The organism is Enterobacter sp. MGH 37, assembly GCF_000534515.1.
Lineage (GTDB): Bacteria > Pseudomonadota > Gammaproteobacteria > Enterobacterales > Enterobacteriaceae > Enterobacter > Enterobacter kobei.
Genome location: NZ_KI973206.1, coordinates 704,809 through 727,270 on the forward strand (window position 1 = coordinate 704,809; position 22,462 = coordinate 727,270).

Here is a 22,462-nt window from a genome sequence, read left to right on the forward strand (position 1 = left end):
TCCTCTCTCCCCGCGCATTTCTCCGGTAAAATAACCACACAAATCATAATTATTTGAATTACAACAATTCACCGGAAGAATATTATGAAACACATTACTGGCAAGGCAGCGCTGATTGCGCTGAGTATGATCTCGGCATCAGCTTTCGCTTCACACTGGAGCTACGAAGGGGAAGGTTCACCGGAACACTGGGGTGAACTGGACGAGGCCTACAAGACCTGTCAAAACGGGATGTATCAGTCTCCGATTAACATTGAATCGACTGCAAACGCCCATTTCTCTCCGCTTAAAACGCACTACATTGATGGCCCCATGACGTTGACGAACAATGGCCATACCATTCAGGCCAGTGAGAAAGCGGATACCCGCGACACGATAACCCTGGATAATCAAGCCTGGACTCTGCAGCAGTTCCATTTCCACGCGCCGAGCGAGAACACCGTGCATGGCAAAAAATACGCAATGGAAATGCATCTGGTGCATAAAAATAGCGCAGGTGAGCTGACCGTAGTGGCCGTCATGTTTGACAAAGGCGCCGCGAACCCGGAGCTTGATAAACTGTGGAGCGTGATGCCCCAACAGGCCGAACAGAACATCTCCATTAAGCAGGATCTCAACCTGAACAAGCTGCTCCCGGTCAACAAAACTTACTGGCGCTTCAGCGGTTCACTGACCACCCCACCTTGTTCAGAAGGCGTCACCTGGATTGTGCTTAAGCACCCTCTCACGCTCTCAGCTGAGCAGCTGGAGAAATTCACCCATACAATGCATCACGATAACAACCGCCCGGTACAGGCCCTGCATGGCCGTCTTGTGGTCGAATAATCTGCATTTTTTGCCCTGAGATCATGTTCTAAAATGCGACAGAGATCGCAAAGAAGTGAGGAAATCTGCTGTGAAAAACAGCAGATTATCCCGCTCAACTGTCGCGTTTAATGAGAAATGATGAGAAGTTACGGGAAATTGTAAGCGCTCATAAAACAATCATTTAATTATAACCCAATGATTTAAATGATGAATAATTTTTAACGGAATGATTGAGCGGCGATTCCTTGATCTACAACAGTGGATTGTTCAAAGTTTGGCCTTTCATCTCGTGCAAAAAATGCGTAATATACGCCGCCTTGCAGTCACAGTATGGTCATTTCTTAACTCATGCGCATCGGACACCACCAGCTTAGAAATCGCCTGATCGCAGCCCCAATGGCAGGTATTACCGACCGGCCGTTCAGGACGCTGTGCTATGAGATGGGAGCCGGTTTAACCGTATCCGAGATGATGTCGTCTAACCCGCAGGTCTGGGAAAGCGATAAATCCCGCCTTCGGATGGTGCACATTGATGAGCCAGGTATCCGCACCGTGCAAATCGCCGGAAGCGTGCCTGAAGAGATGGCAGATGCCGCGCGTATTAACGTGGAAAGTGGCGCCCAGATTATTGATATCAATATGGGTTGCCCGGCCAAGAAAGTGAATCGCAAGCTTGCAGGTTCAGCCCTTCTGCAATACCCCGATCAGGTGAAGTCTATCCTGACGGCGGTTGTCAGCGCGGTGGACGTTCCTGTTACGTTGAAGATTCGCACGGGTTGGTCGCCGGAACACCGTAACTGTGTAGAGATTGCCCAACTGGCCGAAGACTGTGGCATTCAGGCCCTGACCATTCATGGACGCACTCGCGCCTGTTTGTTCAATGGTGAAGCTGAATACGACAGCATTCGGGCAGTTAAGCAGAAGGTTTCCATTCCGATTATCGCGAATGGCGACATAACTGACCCGCTTAAAGCCAGGGCTGTGCTCGACTATACGGGAGCTGATGCTCTGATGATAGGACGTGCAGCTCAGGGAAGACCCTGGATCTTCCGGGAAATCCAGCATTATCTGGACACTGGGGAGCTGCTTGCCCCACTGCCTCTGGCAGAGGTTAAGCGCTTGCTTTGTTCGCATGTTCGGGAACTGCATGACCATTACGGTCAGGCAAAAGGGTACCGAATTGCGCGTAAACACGTCTCCTGGTATCTCCAGGAGCACGCTCCAGATGACCAGTTTCGGCGCACATTCAACGCCATAGAGGATGCCAGCGAACAGCTGGAGGCGTTGGAGGCATACTTCGAAAATCTTGCGTAATGAAATAAAGAGCTGACAGAACTATGTTCGAACAACGCGTAAATTCTGACGTACTGACCGTTTCTACCGTTAACTCTCAGGACCAGGTAACTCAAAAGCCCCTGCGTGACTCGGTTAAACAGGCACTGAAGAACTATTTTGCTCAACTGAATGGTCAGGATGTTAATGACCTGTATGAGCTGGTACTGGCTGAAGTTGAACAGCCACTGTTGGACATGGTGATGCAATACACCCGCGGTAACCAGACCCGCGCTGCGCTGATGATGGGTATCAACCGTGGTACTCTGCGTAAGAAACTGAAAAAATACGGCATGAACTGATACTAATCAGTTAAGTGTTTGTTTAAAAAGGCGCTCTTCGGCATGGGGAAGCGCCTTTTTTATTGGATTGACTGCACCACTGACTGCACTAATTGACGAACAAATTAGAGCAATGGCGAACGGTAAAAACTAAACTCCCTTAATCAAACGCCACAATGGTGAGCCAGGCATACTGGCCTGCTCGTTAATAACGCCAGTGATGGCATCTTTCAGTTGTCTGCCAGCTGCACCAGCAGTCCCCTGACTGGCCGCCTGAGGTGATCCGCCCTGAATATTGATATCGCCGAAGTTAACTGAAGGCACACCACCAGAGACCTGAGGAGTGCCAACAGCCCGAACACCAAGAGAACCATCAGCTGCACGGGTAAGCGGCATAATGGCTTCAGGTCCAGCCTCCGCAAATACACCCGCTCCTTTGGCAAACGCAAAAAGCTGAGGCGTCTGAAAAACGCCATTGCTGTAAGCGCTCAGGGACGGAGAGTCGTAAACATTACCCTTCGCATTAAAGGTGAAGTTCGCACCAGCATTCTGAATAGCGGTGCCGCTACTGGCGGCAGCGGCGGAAGATGCACCGAAGCTGAAGAATGAGCCTAACGAGCTAACACCATTAGCAAGAGCCATGTTGATTGCAACATTTTCAACAATTTTGAGAACACTTATTCCCCAGTCCTTCCAACTGTCAACGTTGCCATTGAGCATGTCGGTGATCGTGGTGACCGCGCCACCCATGGCCTGCTTCATGCCGTCAGCGGCCATGGAAGAATAATCAGTAGCTTCGTCCACCCAGTTCGCATAACCCTCAGACAGTCCCGTCATCCAGTCGTCACGCTGCGCATCAGAAGCTGCGTAATATCCCTCCTGGTCGCGCAGGCGCTCTTCGAGGTAGCGCTTATTAAGTGCCAGCCCCTGCTGATAGAACGTCTCGTCGATTTCACCAGCCTGACGCTGGCGGAGAAGATCGGTATTCTTCTGCTCAAACTCCTTACGCAGATTGAACTGCTCCTGAAGTCTTTCACGGAACCTGGTTCCCTGCCCGTATCCCAGCAGTTGCGCTTCATTGGCTGCGCGGGCGCTGGCGTTACTGTCGGCAAGGTTGGCTTCGTAATTTCGCAGTTGCTCACGTAATTTAACCTGGTCAATCAGCGCAGCATTCTGCAATACCGTCTTTTTCTGGGCTTCTGTCAGAGAAGCAAGTTCGCCCTGGCTGACCTGGTATTTAACCTTCGCCAGTTCAGTATTCTGGCCTTGCAGGGCAATCTGCTCTTTTTGCTGCTTGATAAGGCGCTTATACACATCCTCGGTTTTCTCGCCTTCGGTTTTACCACCCTTCGCCTTAGGTTTGTTGGCCTCATTATTCCGCCATTCAGCAAGACCGTTATTAATAAACTCCTGACGGCCTGTCTGGAATTGCGGATCACTGGTTAACCCCAGGTCATCGGCTGCATAACTCAGACGCAGGCGCTCTTTGGCCTCACCCTTATGGCGTGACAACTCCAGATCCCGGCGACTCTTTTCGAGGGCATCGGTTTGCTTTTTGTCGAGATCGGCCTGCGGAAGTCTGAGCGGGACGTTAGCCAGCCCCTGACGCGCCATAAGGAGTTGGTTGCCTAAGCCAAGAAGACTGTTGAACTTTTCATGCTGCCCATTCATCATCAATTGCGACTGGTACAGTGCGTTCTGGCGCCAGGCATGCTCTTTGATCAGATCGTTACGTTGCCTTTCAATACCCTCAAGGGTTTGCTGAATATTGCGAGATTTCTCCCGCATATCATTCAACTTCCCTTCTTCAACGGCGAGCTGATCTGTGACGATGGCTATCGCTCTCAGGATATTTGCATCGTTCTCGCTGGTAATGCCCGGTTTTCCACGCGATGCATTCAAATCGTCGATCTGGTTCTTCAGCTCACCAACCTTTTTGGCTTGCTCATCAACCAAACGATTTTGCTCTACCAGAGCACCAACAGTTCTCCCCCTATTGTCGTCTGTTTCAGACAAAGACATGCGGGAAGTTTTTTCTCGTATTTCGTCGATTTGACTGGCGTATTCCTGGGCAGAGCGACGTGCCTGCTCCTGGTTTTGATACATCGCATACCAGGCTCCTGCTCCCAGCATCACCAGACCCGGCACGCCGCCAATCAGGCCAAGCGCACCACTCATCAGGCGAGTGCCGACAGATGTTACGCTATTGAGATTGCTTTGAGTCGAAACACGATTTGAGATGTTACGGTTTAAATCAGCCTGAGCGGCAGCCAGACGCCTTTCAGCGACAGCCTGAGCGTCGGCATTTTTAGCTGCTACCAGCCCTTCCTGCGCGCGTTCAAGTGCTGTTCTGGCTCGCACCTTTTCCGTAGCAGTGCCACTTGCAAGAGCGGTAGTCAGTCTGGCTTGAGCTGCTGTAACTTTTGCCTCTGCTGCCGCAATTTTCTCTTGCTGGGCGGCCTGAACATCTGCGCTTCGTGATCGCTGAACAGCTTGCTGAGCTCGATAAACTTCAGCCCTTGAAGCTGCAACAGCAGACTGAGCCGCTTTGTCCTGTGCGACAGCAAGAGCAACCTCTGATTTCGCGGCTGAAATTAGCGCACCTGTTGCACTCGTGGCGCTAGTTACTACTCCACTGAGATACCTTGCCAGCCCAACGCCAACAAGTGCACCCGCCACTGTTGTGATCGTGGACATATTGTCTGCAACATCACTTAGTGCGCCGCTTACTGCCGAAGAGGTAAATGAATCAAGCGTTTGGGCAACTCCGTCTAGGCCACCAGATAGCGCATCGGTAGCACCTGTAGCCTGGTTGACACCTCCAACCCATGCCATGAACGAGTTTGTGACTTTTTGCAGGGATCCGGAAACTGTTTGCGGCATGCTGGCAAACTCACCCTGTAATGAGCCCAACTGGCTCATTAATGCAGGAACAACCTTATCAATCGTAAGTTGCCCCTGGTCAGCCATGCTCTTCAGGTCTTTGCGGGCCACGCCCATTCCGGCGGCAAGTGCGCGGATAACACGATCACCTGCTTCGTTAACGGCGTTGAATTCTTCACCGCGAAGAACGCCCTGCGCCAGAGCCTGGCTGAATTGAGTGATAACAGAACTCGCTTCCTGAGTATTAGCCCCCGAAAGTTTAAGGCCGGTAGAAACAGCTTCGGTAATTTTCAGAACTTCGTCAGAGCTATACCCAAACTCACGCATTGAAGCAGCTGCGCGTGAAAAAAGGTTTGCGTTGTCTGAAAACGCGGTGCCAGTTCTTTGGCTGATTTCCATTAACTGGCGCTGAGAGGCAGCAAAATCATCAGCTGAAGATGATGCCTGCTTAAGACGGGCGTTTACTGAATTCCACTCATCAGCAATCTGCACGAGCTTACCAGTCGCAAAAGCGGCCGTAGCAGCAGCAGCGGCTCTTCCTGCCGATGCAAACCCAGCGGTCAGATCAGATAACGCCCTTTCGCTCTCTCGGGCGGCAGCGGCAGCCTGCCGACCGCCATTTTGCATGGTTCGGTAATAATCCTGCCCCATGCGTGAGGCGCGGGAAATTTCCGCCTGGAATGATTGCGAGTTAGCAGAAATTTTGATTATCAGCTCACGAAGAGTTGCCATAATTTACCTCGATTTAGATGCCGTCAAACTTAGCGAGACGCTGTTTGTGGCTTTCACTCATATCAAACGCAAAATCCTCGTGCTCAGCCTGGAAGGTACCGAACGCCATCAGCGCGGATACAGCCGGGTCTATCTTGTTGGAGGATTTCTTCTTGTTGGGCTTAATGTTGGCGTTGGCATCCGTCTCCATCACCACGTTACCAATCGCCCAGGCCAGAACCGGATCGCCACGATGGCGCACCACCTTGCGGTTAACAAAAACCTCAAAGGATTTCGCTACCGGGCTGAATTTCAGATAGGTTTGCGGGAACGGCTCCACATCGAGGCCCGCCCCCTGTAGCTGGGTGCGCAGGTGCGTGGCGTTCCACGTATCGAAGCCCACCAGCCTGATATTGAAGGTTTCAGCGTCGCGCAGAATATCGTCACGGATGCGGTCATAGTCGATGCAGTCGCCGGGGGTAGTGTGTATCCATCCCGCTTTTACCCACTGTCGGTAGATGGCGCGGTTTTTGTTGGCGACGTTAAGCAGCTGTGCTTCCGGCAGATAATGACGGGTAAGGAGTCTGATCTCCCTGTCGAACGGGAAAGCGTAACTCACGCTGGTAATATCGCTGGTTGAGGACAGGTCAAATCCGGCGTAACACTCCATCCCGGCCAGATCTTCTTCGGTGTAGTCGAGTGCACAGGCATCCCATGCACCGGCACCCATCCACGGCGTGGAGCCCTGACACCAGATATTGAAACGCTTGGTCAGCATCTCCACCCACTGCGACGGTATGCCCCGCGCTTTCTGGATGGTGGACTCCAGTTTCGCCGCATCAACGGACACATGCAGGTTGGGGTTAGCCTTGATCCACATTTCAGGCTGCTCAACCTCGCTTTCGTCGTCCAGTTCGTAGATCAGGACAAAAAGCGAATCGTTGCTCTCTTCCCCGGCCAGAATCTGGCAGCAGTAGTCGTAATGCTGTTTACAGGCAGAGACAACGTTACTCCCGGCGGTCGTGATGGCGAACAAAATCGCCTCAGGACGTGCGCCCATACCCAGCTCAAGCGCGGAATAAACGCCGTTATCCGGGTGAAGGTGGTACTCATCAACAATCGCCAGGCTGGGGTTAGTCCCCTCAATGGTGGCCGCTTTCGCCGCCAGCGGCTTTAACAGGCTGTTGCTCTTCGGGAAAATGACCTTATGCGCCTGGATATTGACGCGCTTTTTCAGCGGTTTTGACAGCAGGCACATCTGGCGGGCATCATCGAACACGATTCTGGCCTGATCCCGGCTCACCGCCGCCGTGTAGATATCCTGCTGGCCCTTCTCCATTACGAGAAACCAGTTTGCCAGCATGGCGGCCACGGTTGATTTTGCGTTCTTGCGCGGTACTTCAATAAAGGCGCTGCTGTACTTGCGGCGCCCTGACTCCCTGACCTTAAAGCCCAGCAGGTTAGCAAAGGCGAACTGCTGCCACGGCTCCAGCTCGATAGGCTGGCCCCGCAGCGGGCCTTTGACGTGTGGACAGAGCCGGGAGAAGGCAATAAACCGCTCTACGGTCGCCGTATCGAACTCATAACGGGGGTCATTCAGGTCTGAAAAGTACCTTTCCACAGCCTGTTTTACGCGCTTACAGGCCGGAGTTTCGCCCGTTTTTATCGCATTTGCGTACTCATTCCAGACGGTCAAGCTCGTCCTCCTCTTCCGATTCCACCGGGTTACGGCGACGGCTTACCGGATCAAAGCCCAGCAGCGACGACATTTTAATCATGATTTTTTCAGCATCGGCCTTTGCGCTCAGCGCCGGATTTCGGCTCTCGCCGCCCTGACTGTTCACAATGCTGAATCCACGGCTGGCAAGGTCTTCCACGGCTTTGCGGTACATCGAATAGTTGACGCAAAAAAGCTCAAGGTTGTTCCAGTCGGCGGGAGTCAGATCACCGCGTTCGGCCAGTTGCTTCGCTTTCGCTTTCCACTGCTGCGCGGCTAACTCATCAAGGTAAGCTGGCGGTTTTGGTGGTCTTGCCATAAAAATTTCTCGTTTCCATCGCGTTTTATTTTCAAAAAAATCACCGTGCGTAAAAATTTGAGGGGGCGGGTGGTGCCTTGCGGCTGGGGTTTTGTCCTGAAAACCTCCCCCACCCCATCCATGCGGCCTGTCAGCGGTTGCGGAAGCATTGCATCACCTCCCGCTCACGTTCGCTCATGCGCTTCACTGGCTGGCGCTCATTGCGTCTGGTGCGGGTCTGCATAAAGCCATCACGGCATCGGGCCAGCGACTGATACAGATTCACCACGTCTTTCTCATTCATCGCTTGCCTCATACATCCAGTTATTGCGCTGTGCTGCCCGCTCTTCCTGCTCGATGTAGAGCCCTGCTTTGCGGTTGGCTTTGGTAATGGGGTCTTGCTGCGTGGTCTTCTGGTTATGATGCATTTGGCATAACGGCTGGTGATTCCACTCAGGCCAGAACAGAACATCACCACCACCATTGATAGGGATGATGTGATCGACAATCTTTGCAGGAACGTAGAGGCCCAGCTTCTGGCACTCAACACAAAGGGGGTGACGTTTCAGATACTGAGCGCGGTACTTCTCCCATGAGGCTGAGTAGCCACGGGCGCGACGGTGGCCGCGTCTGGCATCCTGTTCCCGCCACGCTTCCCGCTTATGCTCGTCGCACTTACCGGACTTCACCCGCTTATTGCATCCCGGCTCTGTGCACCGGCGCATTGGCTGCCATGGCATCAGTACACCCCCACATCACGATAGACAGACCACAGCGCAGAGATAGCCAGCGGAACCTCTTTCGACTCAGCATCGGCAATCATCGTGCGGTACTCGTACAGCTGAGAGACGTACATCAGGCAACCAATCTTGATAGCCGGGGTAAACTCCAGCCCGTTATCAAACCGCTTGCCGATATGCTTCTGGCAGACCTCCAGCGCCGCATCGATGTACGCCTGAATCAGCGCATCCTCCTCTGAGCCATCAACACGACAATGCAGTTTTGCTTCAGCCAGGGTGATTTCAGTAGTCATTTCTCGGTCCCCTGTTTGCATAGAATCTCAAGGCGCGTCATACCTGAGTCCGGTATGGGCGGCCCGATAATGTTGAGCGTCGCCCCGGCAAACGGGCCAGTCAGCACCTTAAGGCGGTTGGCGGCGGTAATATCGCGGCGGAATCGCACCCAGACGCGGATCGTTGCTTCGGCAACCTCAGCACCAGCCGCTACCAGTTCACGACCGCTGATCCCCTTAACCTCAGCCCAGATAGTTTCCCCGTCTTCCCAGGTCTGAATAACCTGACCAGATGGATCTCTGTGAGTAGTGAATACCCGGATTGTTAGCCGGTTTCTCAGTCCCCCGGCTCTCATGCGTCACCTTCCTTGCCGTCCTTACTGATCTTCACTTCCTGCTTCCATGCCTGGCTGAACTCGTCACCACCTTCACGCGGCGGCATCCCCTCACGCTCACGGGCTTCGTTCGGGTTCATGATCCCGTTCTTGATGCCGCGCTCATAAGTGGCGTAGCGTTCGGTTGGCGTGGCACGGAGAAGGTCAGCGGAGTCAAACTCCACCTGATAACGGGTTCCCGGAACAGGAGAGGCCACCAGCAGCGCAGATTTGATTTGTTGTTCGAAATTCGCCAGCCACGGGCGCATCGTCATGGTGAGAAAGGCGCGGCTCGCTTCGCTGAAGTTGCTGTAGGTGCTGTTGCTGTATTCCTGCAGGAAGATAGGCGACACGTTGAACATGCGGGCAATGTCTTCAATGGTGAAGCGACGGGAGGCCAGCCACTCGGCATCCTGATTACTCATGCCAAGCTGCTTGTAGTCCATCCCACCTTCAAGGATCGGCACTTTCCCTGCATTTTTAGCGCCTTTGTAGCGATCCAGCGCATCCATAGCCTGCTTGCCCTTCACGCTGTCGAGATACTCAGCTGTGGTTATGACTCCCGCCGCCATCATGCCATCTTTCATAATGCTGGCACCGTGGCGCTGTTGGGCCAGACCTAACCCCAGCGCCTCACGGCAGATGGAGATCGGGGAGCGCCCCAGAAAGCCATCATCGGTGGAGTAACGCAGGTGCAGAATCTCTTCCTGCAGGTAGGTGCGCACAGCCCCGGTAAACGGCTCGGTAACGGTATATTTGTACTTATGCTGGCCGATACGCTCAGGAACAACCGCCCCCGGCGCATACGGATGCAGGGATTGCGGCTGACCGTCGCGCCCCCACTGGATCACCGCATAGGCGTTACCGTTCAGCAGACAATGGCGCATCATCGTGCGTTTAAACTGATAAGGCGTCTGGCAGTCGTTCGGCTGCTCGTTCAGGAGAAAATCCACCGGGTGATTACTCAGCCACTCCCGCGCCTCGCGACCATTATCATTACGGACGCGATAGAGGTAGCAGGGCATTGTCGCCACAGCCTCACTAATAACTGACACGGCGTTCATCACCGCAGGCAGAGATTCCGCAGTACCAGCAGACACATACTCGCCTGATCCGGTATTTGGAATCCCTGCCATCGCCAGCCACTCATCAATGGTCATACTGCGCTGTTCGGAGGGTTCAGACTTACGGCCAAACGGCCAGATATTCCACATATCAGAGCCCCGCTAATTCAGCCCAGCGGCGACGGTTATCGCCAGCGCGGCGCAGTTCAGGATGTTGGGAGAAAAGCGAACGGTGCGCGATTTCCACGCCAGACTCAGGATAGGCAGGCATAGAGGTAACGGTAATCTCCCGCAGTTCGGCGGCTGTGACTGTGCGCAGATATGGAGACTGAGCAATATCCCACGCCTCTTTCAGCGCACGGAAACCGAAGCTCATGCCGGAGATATCCCCGCGCTCCACCAGCTCCAGCACATCGTTGCCAAGCTGGGTATTCGGCGGGGTCAGTTCGAAACGAAGCCCGGTATCATCTTCGGACAGTACCAGCGTGCCGGACTTGGTACGCCCCAGCAGTTGGGTATAGTTATGCTCATACAGCGCACGCACATCACTACCGGATGCCAGGCTGTCTTTAAATGCTCCCGGCGCAAACTGCTCGCGGAACTCATCCCAGATAACTTCTGACAGACTGTTCCAGCGCACGGCATAGCCCACCAGCTTTTTGTTGCTGGCACTCACTTCGGAAGTACGGATTTCAAAATCGGTTGTTTTCATTACTGGACTCCACAGAGGGCAAAAAGGGGCCGAAGCCCCTTAAACGTCAAATCAGGAACCGGAGCCGGAAAGCTCAAGCACCTTGATGGCGTTGGAGTCCACCACGCCGCCGCCCAGGTATTTATCGGTATGCACCTTGTAGAAACCCGGTTCAGTGATGTTGTCGGGGCGGGTACGTACGCCAGTGGTGTGATCCACGATAAAATAGCCGCGTTTGAAGTCGCCAACCGCGAGGAACGCTTTACCCGCACCCGCATCCGGCATGGTTTCCAGATACTGAACAGGACGGCCCAGCAGCGTATCGGGAGAACCGGCAACCAGACGATCGCGCCAGATGTAATCTCCGTTGCCGTTTTTCAGCTTTTGCAGTTTGGCGGCTGTGTTGGAGTTCATCACCCATACGGCGTTTTTGCGATATTTGGCTTTCAGCTTATACAGCAGGTCGATCAGACCATCAGAGGAAACGTCAGCGGCTTCCATCTTCTCCAGCGTACCGAAAGGACGGGTTTTATCGGCAGTGGCCGCGCGAGGGTAAGACAGGAAACCTTTGGATTTTTTATCACCGTCGCCGTTTACAAAGTCGCTCTCTTCAGTGGCGGTGAAGGTGTCAGCAATTTCAGAAGACAGCCAGCCCAGAATATCCACCTCGGAGAAGTCGAGAATCTCCTGAGTGGTTTTCGGGTAGGCGTAGATCGGGTTGAGTTTGATATCAACGCGCTCCATCTTCGGCGTGCTGGTTTCGGTACGTGGTTCACCTTCGGTGCCGCGATTAACGGTAGTGCCGCCTACAGATACCAGCTTCTGGTATTCGTTGGTTTTGGTGGTCTTCACCGTTGCGATGGAGCGCATCACGCTATCATCCTGCAACTGGCGCATAATCTCTTTGTCCAGCTCAGGGATAACGGTATAGCCGCCGTCAGCCTGCACCAGCGTGGAGAGAGAGCGGGTATCACCGGTCATGATGTAGTGGCGCAGCTCGTCGTTGCTTACTGGCTCACCTTCAACGGAAGTACCAGGCAGATTGCGCTGATCGTCGGCGACGGCTTCAAGACGGGTGATTTCAACTTCAAGCGCATCAGCCTGGGCGCGGAGTTCGTCGAACTTTTTGCCCTCTTCTTCGTTCAGGCTGCGCTTTTCGGTGTCAGCTTTGTCAAGCATGGAACGCATCTGAGTTTTGAGTGCGGCTTTCTGCTGGCGTAATTCGAGTAGTTTCTTCATGGAGTGGTTTCCGTAACAATTAACGTTGAGACGTGAAACCAGCGCGGGAAAGGGTGAGGCCGTTTAATCTTTTTCTGCATCCCACAGGCTACTTCGCGCAGCTTGATTAAACGGCCAGTGGCGGCTCACGTCTGAGTGCCACTCTTCAAAATATACATACTTATTAATAAGTAAACGTCATTTTTCAGTGATGAACAGTAATGAAAATTAACGAGCAATTAATTTACAAATCTATTCTTTAGCGCAGTCAAGAGCGTCATCAAGAAGCTCTCGCTTCGCTTTCAGTTCCCCGATAATAATATCCAACTGCTCTTTGCTGGCGGCAATAACTTCACCAGAAAATTGATGCCGTAGAAAGCCATTGTGATCGATGAAAAAGAATGACTCCCGCTTTACCATCTCACGGTATTCACTCAGCGGCATAAGCTGTAATTCCGCTTTGCTGTCTGGTATACCGAACGTATCTTTGTGCTCTACTATTTTCTGGATCAGAACCTTCGAATAAACAACATCATCAGTTTTACTTGTCATGAAATTTGTCCTTTAGTGGATGGTTTTTCCGAGTGTGACAACATTAGCTGTCTTCTTCATTGAGCTGAGTAAGTGGCGCATGGATTCCACTTCTGAAAGCCCCATACTGGCACCATGCTCAATAATTCTGGCTATTGCCTCCGTAGCCATTTCCGAGGCAGCCTGCTCGGCAATGTCACGGGGCATATCAGGATGCAGGTAGCCCAAAAAACAAAGCCTTATTTCCGACTCCATTTGCTCAATCAATTTTTCACTTTCTTTGCTCATAATTAAACCGCCATAATTTAAATGCCACTCATGCCGCACTTAGCGCCGCGCTTAGAAATGCCGCACTTAGCGCCGCACCAGATATTTCAAAAACACGCTAAAAGCCAGTAATGACGTGGGTTTCAGTGAAATGCCGCACTTAGCGCGTGTATACAGGGACTAAGTGCGGCATTTGGTCACAAAACATACTAAATGCCGCACATGCCGCACTTACCGCCGCATTTACTCGACTGTTACCGGGTAAAGGTTCTCACCCTCGATGCGAATAATTTGCTCACTCTCCAGCTTGTCCAGCCAGCGCGGGAATGACTTTCTCACTTTGTCTGCGCCCAGCGTTGCACGCAGATCGTCTTTAATGACGGAGATAGTGCATGGCTCCCCCTTAGCTGTGCGGCTGCGTACTGCCTGCCATAGTGCATGGTGGTTATCGCTAAGACGGGAGACATTGGCCAGTTCAGGCTCAACCTCTTTAGCCTCTCTCGGCTGATCGTGCACAACCAGAGAGCAAACAAGCTCACCATCTTCATCGGTGTAAAGCTCTGCCGTTCTCAGGTCATACGCTTTACGCTCTGGCTCCTCCGCGTCTTTCATCTTGGTACAGGTCAGAATAAGCGCCTTTCCATCCCCTTCACGCTTAACGTTAAATTCAGTATCAAGCGCAGCGCGGAAAGCACTGGAACCGCGAGCGCCTTTCCCTTCATCTTTGCCGGAGTGGTGAACTACCAGCACCGTTGCACCCGTTTTCTGTTTGATAACGTCACACCCTTCAATAAATGCCCCCATATCACGAGCATCGTTCTCGTCGTTACCGCCAAAACAACGGGCCAGCGTATCGATCACCACCATGCGAACCGGTACACCACATTCAGCTTCAATCTGCCTGGCAGCCAGAAGCACTTCCGTTACCTCTGACTCGCGTACAGGGAACACCGGGCGATTGACCAGCCAGAGGTTGTCTGCATGTATGCCATGCACCTGCTCCCATGCCCGTATACGCCGGGGAACACCCACGCCCCCCTCACCGACAACATACAGAACTGCGCCGGGAGTGACCTTTTTACCCGCCCATGAAAGGCCAGCAGCGATATGACAGGCCCACGAAACGGCGAGAAAACTCTTATACGAACCGCTGGGGCCGTAAATGCTGCACAGTGACTGTGCTGGCAGGAAGTGTTTAAGGATATAGTCCTGACGGACATCAAAGCCCTCTGAGCCACGCGTGAGCGGTAACTTTGTCCTTAACTTTGCACCAGCCTCAGGGAAAACTCGGTGAATACGCTGTAAATCAGACAGTAAGGCATTCATCTCCTCTTCACCTATCTCCTCCACCAGCACAGAACGCCGTGCAGCAATCATTTGTTTGCGGTCTGTATCGAGATACCCGGCATCACAAAGCTCCTCATACGGCATTGCTGCTATCTGGTTGAGTCGAGCCACCAGCTTCCCGTAACGGGTAGTCGGGTCTTTGTGCTGGTGGATGGCTTTATCCAAATCACTGCGGCTGTACTGCTTGCCATGCGCCCACAGATACGAACAGGTGAACAAGGCATCCGATACGGTTTCTACAGCTGTCAGTTGTACCGTCATTTTGGAATGCCCCCGCTCATCTGGAATTTGCCGATCAGAGGATGGAACCAGTATGCAGAGCCATATTTGCGCTTAGCACTACGCAGCACCAACCGTGCCGCTTCCCTGAACTTTTCATCAGGTGCAACGAACCCGCCTGATTTCAGCTTAACCAGCATCACCCCTGTGTTTTTCGCCAGCTCCTCAGCCTTTTTGGTTGAGATACCGTATTCAGCAGCCAGTGTTGCTACTGGCGTCATACCCGGAGGGATTTCTCCGCCCTGACTATCGGTAAGTGATTTAACCTGAGCCTCAAGGCGCAAAACCTTCTCAACCAGCAGATCAACGCGGTTAGCAAGTTCGTTAAACTTCACATTGCTGATCATGGTCTTGCCTCCTGCGTTTCAGGGTCTGAAAAAGTAGAAATATCCAGTGAGTTTGCCAGTTCGTCAGAAAGGCGCTGAGCCAGGTGCGTTAAACTCATTACATGGATACGCTCCGCCTCCCCCTTGATAGTTGAAAGGTAAGCAGCACATGACATGAGCGCAGCAACCTCTTGCGCCAGTAACAGCAAATCTTTTTTGCTGCGGTAGGTGTAAAAGTTATCCATTGAGCGCTCCCGTTTCATTCTGCTCCACCATGCTTGCCGCAAGTTGATCCGATACTCGTCTGGCCAGGCTGATAAGGTTTTCACGTTCTACCTGATCAACGTCGCACTCTTCGACAACCATCAACAACGCAGCCAGCTCACAGGCTATTGACGCGCTTTTATTGGTTAATTCACGCATGGCGTACCTCCTGAATAGCTGCGCTATCGAACTCCCAGCCACGGCGGGTGGTGTAATCGAAAAACGCAACGCGACAAGGAGACTGGGCGCGGATTTTGGCAGCGAAAACCAAATCCCAGCCGGGGAATGCAGCGCGGGCTTTATCTTCCGTGTCAGCATCAAAGCGGAGCACTACAGGTGTGCATTTTGGGGTGTGGTCTGGGGTTGCTAGGAATAACCATGTAAATTCCGGGCGAGTTTGGGTATGCTGTTGATCAGCCATAACTGTTACTCCGATTAACGGTTTGGTTAGACGCCCTGGTACTGCTCTAACAGTCCGGGGCGTTGCTTTTTGGTATGCACCTGTCATACACTTGATTACCATTTCAAAGTAATCAGGTGTCAACCAAATGTCAACCATAGAAATTAAAGCCAAAGGTAACAAGCAGATCGCATTACGCGTAGAACCAAACCTAGAAGAAGGAATTAAACAGGCTCTGGCGCAAGATGGTGACGCTTCTGTATCAGCATGGATAAAGCGAATAATCCGCAAAGAGTTACAGCAGCGAGGCATTGAGCCGAAAAGCTGATACCCAGAGTGCATAAATGCACTCTGGAAATCTTCCGGGGTTTGACCACCGCTATTTTTGTAGCTCTGGTTCTGACCGATGCGATTTTCTTCGCATCGATACCCAATATTTGGGTAACGGTCGAAACTACGAGATATCTCCGGGGTATGCTGTATTGCAGTAGACCCTGCACGCTGCTCCAGATCTCCCCAGATTTGGGGAAATGGGGTATGCGCCAATGGCGCAGTTCCTGAAATCACAGGAGCGCTCAGGCTTTGACCACCAGCATTAACCCTGGTATCCTGACTTTGCTTAAGTTTTTGGTAGTGACATTGGCGGCCCTGCATGGCCGCTTTTGTTTTATGTGACATTCCCCACCCCTCACGCTGCTTTGCTGCGGCTCTGCTGCCATGCTGTGACCTCAGACAGAAGCCAACCAACGGCACGACCTCCCAGCTTGCGGCGGGCGGGAAAGCTCCCCTCTTTTTCCATCACGTATCGAGTGGTGCGGCATATTCCTGTTAACTGGCGGCATTCTGCCTCACGGATAACTCTTTCTGCTGGCTGCTGGGGTTGTTTAATATTGTTCATAAAAAAATGCTCTCGTTCGCTAAGGTTCGAGAGCATTTAAAAACAAGCGATACTCTTGTTTAGGAAATTTCCAACATACAAAAGGAATTTCCAGTTAATTAAAATCTATATCAGCATCTTGTAACCAGGATGCTACAGTTTTACCAGAAGGCAGTGATATGCCTTTTAATTCAAAGTCCCTGCATATCTCGCTATCTTTACTTTCAATGAATTTTCTCGGGTTATTAGCAACATCCTCACCATAATGTATAGCTAATAGCGCCTTTATTAATGAGGCCCTATTAGTTGCAACGGTCTTGCTTAATTTATCATCCTCAATGATATTTTTAGAGGCATCTTTTTTCTCTATATTTATTTCTCTCGGCTCACTCCCAATGATTTTCTTTAAGGCGTTTTTAGATATAAGCAAATCTTTTTCAGAGAAACCAACCTCCTCCGGAATGATAGCGAGAGCATCTACAACCGATTCTCCATATGGCTTTAGTACCGCCCTTGTGTAAGGTGTATTTCTATTGTAATCAACAAAATATCTATTTAATTCCCAAACCCCGTATAGTCTTGCTCTTACCTTTGGTTTATCGGTAAACCTGGTTAATACTGATAAGACATCATCAACAGATGTGCATTCACAAAAATCATTTGTTGCAATTACTGAAAAAGGTGAAAGGTTAATATGATAATCGTCAAGCTGACCTGTATTAAATATTTGTGTAGCAATATTACCCATGTCACCAAAGAATTTAACAAAGGCACTGTATTCTTCAGTGCCTTTAAACTTATATGATAGATTTATAGCCCCAATCTCAGCCCAGTGAAGAATATCTTCAACCTCACAACCGGAACCGATAAATCTAGCTGCACGCTCTAGAGAGCAGTATTCTAAAATAGGTAAGTCGAAGTCTTTCATTTTGCCATCTCCAAAATAGTAACATTAGGATAATCAGAGGAAATGACCTCTAAACGTTCCATCCATTTATTCAATGCATCCAGTTTTTCCGGTAAATACTGGCTACGGTTGTAAACTGCCATAACCCCGCCGAGTGAGTGACCCAGCAACTGCTCAACAACATGGGGAGCGATTCCCATATTGTTTAGTGTGGTGGCGAACGTCCGCCGCAGATCGTGGAGCGTCCAAGGTTCAGAATGGCCCAGACGTTTATATAGCATCCTCCCCCATTGGCTTACGGCTTCCGGTTTCTTTATCTCTCCCAGCAATAGCCCTGTGCTTTGGTGCTGCTCTAAAAGCTGTTTGATAAATGGGCGGATATCTACGGGAATAGGCCGTAGTATTTTCTCACCACCTTTGCTGTGCTCTTTAGGTACCGTCCAAACCCAATCATTTAGATCCCATTCGGTTACGCGAGATAATCTCAGCTCCTGAGTTCGGCAGCCAAACACCACCAGCAGACGTAATAGAGCTGAGTAGTAGGGCTTAAATTTCAGGCCTGAGCATTCTCGCCATATATCAGCAAGCTCTTGCCGGCTATGCTCCCTGTCCCGCTTATTCTGTTTACGTCCAACATCGTCAATGGTCAGATCGTCCAGGACGTTACTCACCGCATACCGATGAACCCGGCAGAACTTGAGTGCTTGCTTACACATCTGCAAAAGATAGCCAGCCGCTACAGGCGCTTCGTTCCTTACCCTGGCGAAACATTCCAGCCAGTGGCGAGTTTCACACATAGAAAGCGGATAAGTACCTATATAAGGAAAGATATGCTTATTGAGCTGCTCAATGTGCTTTTCAACATTAGCGCGGTTATGGGTGGCATATTCCCTGATCCAGTATTCAAGGGCATCCCTGACCGTCACTGGCTTTAACGTTTCCTGAGTCGTAACGCTCAACTGGTGCTTTGGATTCTTTCCTTCTGCGAGCCATGCGCGACACTGCTCTCGTTTCTCACGAGCTGCTTTAAGTGAAAGGTCTGGATAATTACCCAGCTTTATACGCTGAGATTTTGATTCCCGGCCACCTATGCGGAAAGTGAAATACCAGGTCAATACGCCCGATCTGGACACCTTCACACTTAGCCCATCGCCATCAGCATAGAAGCTGTCTCCGGGGCTTTCTCTTCCCAGCATTTTACGAAGCGACGTGTCGCTTAATTTGTTCGTTCCACCAGCCATAGAAAACCTTAGTTCATATTGGAGACTGACTGCACCACTGACTGCACATCTCAATGTTACTCTATGAACGGCAATGAACAAAGGCAAACCAGAAAAACAATTTTATTGTTTTGTATCAGCATGATAGACGAACATTAGCAAACATAGCCAAACGGTAAAAAACGTAGGTTTTGAAAATACGGCATGAACTAATTTCGATTAGCGAAATGCTTGTTTAAAAAGGCGCTACTCGGCATGGGGATGCGCCTTTTTTATTGCCTGTTAATGTTATCGTCAACGCTTTGTAAACCCTCGCGTATCCCGCTTTTAAACCGCAACTTTTCGTGTATATTTCCACCACTTCAGTGGTTCTCTTCTCGCGGAATGACACAATGATTCGTAAATACTGGTGGCTGGTTGTCTTTGCAATCTCCGTTTTCCTCTTTGATGCCCTTTTGATGCAGTGGATTGAACTGATGAGCACTGAAACCGACAAGTGCCGCAATATGAACTCCGTGAACCCGCTCAAATTAGTGAACTGCTCAGAACTCGATTAACGCCCTGACGTCACTGCCCCCGAATTACCCACTAAAAACGGGGATTTAAAACCCTTTGAGCCGTTACCTTACGGTGATAATGTCTCGCCCTTCTCAACCTCTCCTGCTTAACGTCAGACACGAGTAGAACCGACCATGCTGGTTAGCCAATACAACCTTATCCTTGTAGTTCTCTCCTTCGTTGTGGCCATCCTCGCGTCGTATACCGCACTGAATATGGCGGCACGCGTCGCCGGAAGTCAGGGCGTCGCCGCCCGCGTCTGGTTGGCTGGCGGCGGTATTGCGATGGGCATTGGCGTGTGGGCTATGCACTTTATCGGCATGCTGGCGATGGACCTCTCCATGAGCATGAGTTACAACGTAAGCCTGACCATTTTATCCATGGTCATTGCCGTGGGTTCTTCACTGTTTGCACTCTGGCTCGTCAGCTGTGAACAACTGCGCTTGCGCCGTCTGCTACCCGGCGCGCTGGTGATGGGAAGCGGTATTATCGCCATGCATTACACCGGTATGGCCGCGCTGGAAGTGAGGCCCGGTATCGTCTGGGACACGCTGTGGGTGGCCATTTCAGTCATCATTGCCCTTGCCGCTTCGCTTGCTGCATTGTGGCTGACCTTCCGCCTGCGTCACGAAGCGGCTCAGGTCGTGCTGATGCGTCTGGGTGCCGCCATCACAATGGGCATTGCCATTGCCGGTATGCACTACGCCGGGATGAGAGCCGCGCAGTTTCCAATGTCGACGATGACGCACCATGTTGGTATTAACAGCAGCTGGCTCGCCATGCTGGTCAGCGTCGTCGCGCTCTCTATTCTTGGGATCACCCTGCTGGTGTCGATGCTGGATGCCCGTCTTCAGGCACGTACTGCCCTACTGGCCTCATCGCTTGCAGAAGCGAACCGGGAACTTGCTCAACTGGCGCTGCAGGATACGCTAACGCGCCTGCCCAACCGCATCCTGCTGGAAGACCGACTCGATCAGGCGATCAGTAAAGCCGATCGTGAAGGAACCCATTTTGCGCTGATGTTTATGGATCTCGACGGCTTTAAAGCCATCAATGACGCCTATGGTCATGATGTCGGTGACAAACTGCTGGTCGCCGTTACGCAGCGTCTGCTGCTGCTTCTGAAGGGCCAGTTCACTCTTGCACGTATCGGCGGTGATGAGTTTGTTCTGCTGGCTGAGGGCGAAGGCCCGGACGATGCGGCCTCGCTGGCAAATTCGCTGGTACGCGCAATCGATAGCCCGTTCAACCTCGACCCTTATGAACTGATGGTGACCCTCAGCATTGGTATCGCTTTTTATCCTCACGACGGCAAAACCGAACGCGAGTTGATGTTTAACGCCGACGCGGCGATGTACCACACCAAGCATATGGGCCGAAACGGTTATCACTTTTTCCAGCCTTCGATGAACACCCTGGCGCAGACCCATCTTCAGTTAATGAACGATCTGTGGATGGCCATCGAACGCAATGAGCTGCGCCTGTTGTATCAGCCAAAATTTCACGCGCCCGCAGGACCTCTCCTCGGGTTTGAGGCACTGTTGCGCTGGCAACATCCTAAGCAGGGACTACTGACGCCGGATCTTTTCCTGCCACTGGCGGAAAAGACGGGGCTTATCATCCCTATTGGTAACTGGGTGATCAATGAAGCCTGCCGCCAGCTGAGAGAATGGCATCTTCAGGGACATCAAGACTGGTCAATGGCTGTAAACCTGTCGACATTGCAGTTTGAACAACCATCACTGGTTAAAACGGTTCTCGACTGCCTGGAGCGCCATCAGGTACCGCCGGAAATGCTGATCCTGGAAGTTACGGAAACGACGGCAATGAGCAACCCGGATGAGAGCGTACGGGTGCTGACAGAATTGACGAATGCAGGCGTGAAAGCGTCCATTGATGACTTTGGAACCGGGTATTCAAGCCTGCTGTATCTCAAGCGCTTACCGGCCTGTGAACTGAAGATCGACAGAGCATTTGTAAAAGAGTTAAGCGGGGAAAGCGAGGATGCCACCATTGTCTCGGCGATTGTGGCTCTCGCAAAAACACTTAACCTGAAAGTCGTGGCTGAAGGTGTGGAAACCGAAGCCCAGCAAACCTTTTTAACAGAGCTGGGTTGTAACACCCTTCAGGGTTATCTGTTAGGCAAACCAGCCAGCGCGCAGACCATAGAGGCGCTTTGTGCGCGAGGTGAAATGTTGCCTGGCGCTGAGCTGTAGTCATCCTGAGGCGACACGCGCAAGACAGGGAGTGTCGCCAGAATACTGTCGACCAGCGCGGGTGCCTGTTGATAGAGATTAAAACTGTCGGTATTCATTAACCAGTTTTTAATGATTCCGCAAAAAAAGCCATGCAATACAATCATGGTCAGTTCAACATTCATCTGCGCCGCAACGATTCTCTGAGAAATACATTTTTCCAGCGTAATGCGTAAAGAATCATAATTAAAGCCAATGCGTTTACGGATTTCATCTTCTGAAATCATATCGCTATGAAACTCACATTTATGATACAGAATTTGTAAAAGCGCGCATTGCCGGGGTTCATGCGCGATATACTGTAGCGCAGTAATAAATTGCTCACGAAGCATTAACAACGGGTCATCATTTTCGGAAAGAGAAAGCCTGTCGCAAATAATGTCACGCAGCGGTAATTGCTGTTCCCAGATCGCATTAAATATCTCTGCTTTACTGGTAAAGTGCCAGTAGATGGCACCGCGCGTAACCTTTGCGGCATCCGCGATATCCGTCAGCGTCGTGCTGGCCACGCCACGCGTCGCAAACTGCCCGATAGCCGCCTCAATCAACTGCTGTCGGGTCTGTTGAGCCTCTTCTTTCTTTTTACGCGCCATAGGCAGCTACTCGTTACTCACTGGGTTTATACGTAACATCGGGTTCGGGTGGCTGGAATTATTCCCTAAAACCCGTTTTCATTTTGCACAAAAAAAGTCAAACCCCTTAACTCATAATTAATACAAATGCATAATCAATATTTAATTCATGATATGAATACCATAAGGCATTAAACCCTCTTTCTCTGGTTAGCCAGGAGGGGAGTATATTCATATCTTCTCCGGGCTCCATTCTGATTTTCCCTTCAAG

At 51.4% G+C, this 22,462-nt stretch carries 26 protein-coding genes; 5 read left to right on the top strand and 21 right to left on the bottom strand.

Features of this window, described 5'->3' with window-relative positions:
- The first annotated feature begins 84 nt into the window (after positions 1 to 84).
- From L383_RS07855 to fis, 3 genes are all read left to right on the top strand, one after another.
- Positions 85 to 825 (top strand): carbonic anhydrase, encoded by a 741-nt coding sequence (locus tag L383_RS07855; RefSeq protein WP_014885444.1) that lies wholly within the window; start codon positions 85 to 87, stop codon positions 823 to 825.
- Positions 826 to 1,155: 330 nt separating this feature from the next.
- Positions 1,156 to 2,121, top strand: coding sequence for a tRNA dihydrouridine synthase DusB (gene dusB / locus L383_RS07850; protein WP_014885445.1), 966 nt, complete (start codon positions 1,156 to 1,158; stop codon positions 2,119 to 2,121).
- A gap of 23 nt (positions 2,122 to 2,144) precedes the next feature.
- Positions 2,145 to 2,441: a DNA-binding transcriptional regulator Fis gene (gene fis / locus L383_RS07845; protein ID WP_000462905.1), complete on the top strand. Its 297-nt coding sequence runs from the start codon at positions 2,145 to 2,147 to the stop codon at positions 2,439 to 2,441.
- A 129-nt stretch (positions 2,442 to 2,570) separates the two neighbouring features.
- Here fis and L383_RS07840 read toward each other — a convergent pair whose 3' ends face one another.
- The 20 genes from L383_RS07840 to L383_RS07760 form a co-directional block, all read right to left on the bottom strand.
- Positions 2,571 to 6,035: a phage tail tape measure protein gene (locus tag L383_RS07840; RefSeq protein WP_032629534.1), complete on the bottom strand. Its 3,465-nt coding sequence runs from the start codon at positions 6,033 to 6,035 to the stop codon at positions 2,571 to 2,573.
- 13 nt (positions 6,036 to 6,048) lie between these two features.
- The gene (locus tag L383_RS07835; RefSeq protein ID WP_023332898.1) at positions 6,049 to 7,710 is read right to left on the bottom strand and encodes a terminase large subunit; all 1,662 of its coding nucleotides are present in this window, start codon (positions 7,708 to 7,710) and stop codon (positions 6,049 to 6,051) included.
- Complete coding sequence (locus tag L383_RS07830) at positions 7,694 to 8,050, bottom strand: phage terminase small subunit P27 family (protein WP_023332897.1); 357 nt, start codon at positions 8,048 to 8,050, stop codon at positions 7,694 to 7,696. The genes L383_RS07835 and L383_RS07830 overlap by 17 nt, the downstream gene beginning before the upstream one ends.
- A 130-nt stretch (positions 8,051 to 8,180) precedes the next feature.
- A complete protein-coding gene (locus L383_RS26135; RefSeq protein ID WP_023332895.1) occupies positions 8,181 to 8,333 on the bottom strand; it encodes a hypothetical protein in 153 nt (50 codons plus the stop codon).
- Positions 8,326 to 8,769 carry an HNH endonuclease signature motif containing protein gene (locus tag L383_RS07825; protein ID WP_023332894.1) on the bottom strand — a complete coding sequence of 148 codons (444 nt, stop codon included), beginning with the start codon at positions 8,767 to 8,769 and terminating at the stop codon, positions 8,326 to 8,328. The genes L383_RS26135 and L383_RS07825 overlap by 8 nt, the downstream gene beginning before the upstream one ends.
- Entirely contained in the window at positions 8,769 to 9,062 is a 294-nt protein-coding gene (locus tag L383_RS07820; RefSeq protein WP_023332893.1) for a head-tail connector protein, read from the bottom strand. Before L383_RS07820 ends, L383_RS07825 begins: the two co-directional genes overlap by 1 nt.
- Entirely contained in the window at positions 9,059 to 9,397 is a 339-nt protein-coding gene (locus L383_RS07815; RefSeq protein WP_023332892.1) for a phage head closure protein, read from the bottom strand. The genes L383_RS07820 and L383_RS07815 overlap by 4 nt, the downstream gene beginning before the upstream one ends.
- Positions 9,394 to 10,629: a phage portal protein gene (locus tag L383_RS07810; protein ID WP_023332891.1), complete on the bottom strand. Its 1,236-nt coding sequence runs from the start codon at positions 10,627 to 10,629 to the stop codon at positions 9,394 to 9,396. Before L383_RS07810 ends, L383_RS07815 begins: the two co-directional genes overlap by 4 nt.
- A gap of 1 nt (position 10,630) precedes the next feature.
- Complete coding sequence (locus L383_RS07805) at positions 10,631 to 11,191, bottom strand: HK97 family phage prohead protease (RefSeq protein WP_023332890.1); 561 nt, start codon at positions 11,189 to 11,191, stop codon at positions 10,631 to 10,633.
- Positions 11,192 to 11,242: 51 nt separating this feature from the next.
- Positions 11,243 to 12,409 (bottom strand): phage major capsid protein, encoded by a 1,167-nt coding sequence (locus L383_RS07800; RefSeq protein ID WP_023332889.1) that lies wholly within the window; start codon positions 12,407 to 12,409, stop codon positions 11,243 to 11,245.
- 231 nt (positions 12,410 to 12,640) lie between these two features.
- Positions 12,641 to 12,940 (bottom strand): hypothetical protein, encoded by a 300-nt coding sequence (locus L383_RS07795; protein WP_023332888.1) that lies wholly within the window; start codon positions 12,938 to 12,940, stop codon positions 12,641 to 12,643.
- A gap of 12 nt (positions 12,941 to 12,952) precedes the next feature.
- On the bottom strand, positions 12,953 to 13,207 hold the full coding sequence (locus L383_RS07790) for a hypothetical protein (RefSeq protein ID WP_023332887.1): 255 nt from the start codon (positions 13,205 to 13,207) through the stop codon (positions 12,953 to 12,955).
- 222 nt (positions 13,208 to 13,429) lie between these two features.
- Positions 13,430 to 14,794, bottom strand: coding sequence for a helicase RepA family protein (locus L383_RS07785; protein ID WP_023332886.1), 1,365 nt, complete (start codon positions 14,792 to 14,794; stop codon positions 13,430 to 13,432).
- Positions 14,791 to 15,159 carry a hypothetical protein gene (locus L383_RS07780; RefSeq protein WP_023332885.1) on the bottom strand — a complete coding sequence of 123 codons (369 nt, stop codon included), beginning with the start codon at positions 15,157 to 15,159 and terminating at the stop codon, positions 14,791 to 14,793. The genes L383_RS07785 and L383_RS07780 overlap by 4 nt, the downstream gene beginning before the upstream one ends.
- Positions 15,156 to 15,383 (bottom strand): hypothetical protein, encoded by a 228-nt coding sequence (locus L383_RS07775; RefSeq protein WP_001547834.1) that lies wholly within the window; start codon positions 15,381 to 15,383, stop codon positions 15,156 to 15,158. The genes L383_RS07780 and L383_RS07775 overlap by 4 nt, the downstream gene beginning before the upstream one ends.
- Positions 15,376 to 15,561 (bottom strand): hypothetical protein, encoded by a 186-nt coding sequence (locus L383_RS07770; protein ID WP_023332884.1) that lies wholly within the window; start codon positions 15,559 to 15,561, stop codon positions 15,376 to 15,378. Before L383_RS07770 ends, L383_RS07775 begins: the two co-directional genes overlap by 8 nt.
- Complete coding sequence (locus L383_RS26560) at positions 15,554 to 16,480, bottom strand: host cell division inhibitor Icd-like protein (protein WP_023332883.1); 927 nt, start codon at positions 16,478 to 16,480, stop codon at positions 15,554 to 15,556. Before L383_RS26560 ends, L383_RS07770 begins: the two co-directional genes overlap by 8 nt.
- Before the next feature lie 10 nt (positions 16,481 to 16,490).
- Positions 16,491 to 16,700: a helix-turn-helix transcriptional regulator gene (locus L383_RS0124170; RefSeq protein ID WP_032629541.1), complete on the bottom strand. Its 210-nt coding sequence runs from the start codon at positions 16,698 to 16,700 to the stop codon at positions 16,491 to 16,493.
- Positions 16,701 to 16,794: 94 nt separating this feature from the next.
- Positions 16,795 to 17,607 (bottom strand): hypothetical protein, encoded by an 813-nt coding sequence (locus L383_RS07765; protein ID WP_023332882.1) that lies wholly within the window; start codon positions 17,605 to 17,607, stop codon positions 16,795 to 16,797.
- Complete coding sequence (locus L383_RS07760; protein WP_023332881.1) at positions 17,604 to 18,827, bottom strand: tyrosine-type recombinase/integrase; 1,224 nt, start codon at positions 18,825 to 18,827, stop codon at positions 17,604 to 17,606. The genes L383_RS07765 and L383_RS07760 overlap by 4 nt, the downstream gene beginning before the upstream one ends.
- 371 nt (positions 18,828 to 19,198) lie before the next feature.
- On the opposite strand from L383_RS07760, the gene L383_RS07755 reads away from it, so the two are divergent.
- A complete protein-coding gene (locus L383_RS07755) occupies positions 19,199 to 19,363 on the top strand; it encodes a DUF2556 family protein (protein ID WP_014885446.1) in 165 nt (54 codons plus the stop codon).
- Between the two features lie 135 nt (positions 19,364 to 19,498).
- The gene (locus L383_RS07750) at positions 19,499 to 21,580 is read left to right on the top strand and encodes a putative bifunctional diguanylate cyclase/phosphodiesterase (RefSeq protein ID WP_023331429.1); all 2,082 of its coding nucleotides are present in this window, start codon (positions 19,499 to 19,501) and stop codon (positions 21,578 to 21,580) included.
- On the opposite strand, the gene envR is transcribed toward L383_RS07750, so the two are convergent.
- Positions 21,496 to 22,212, bottom strand: coding sequence for an acrEF/envCD operon transcriptional regulator (envR, locus tag L383_RS07745; protein WP_023331430.1), 717 nt, complete (start codon positions 22,210 to 22,212; stop codon positions 21,496 to 21,498). The genes L383_RS07750 and envR overlap by 85 nt on opposite strands.
- Positions 22,213 to 22,462: the final 250 nt, after the last annotated feature.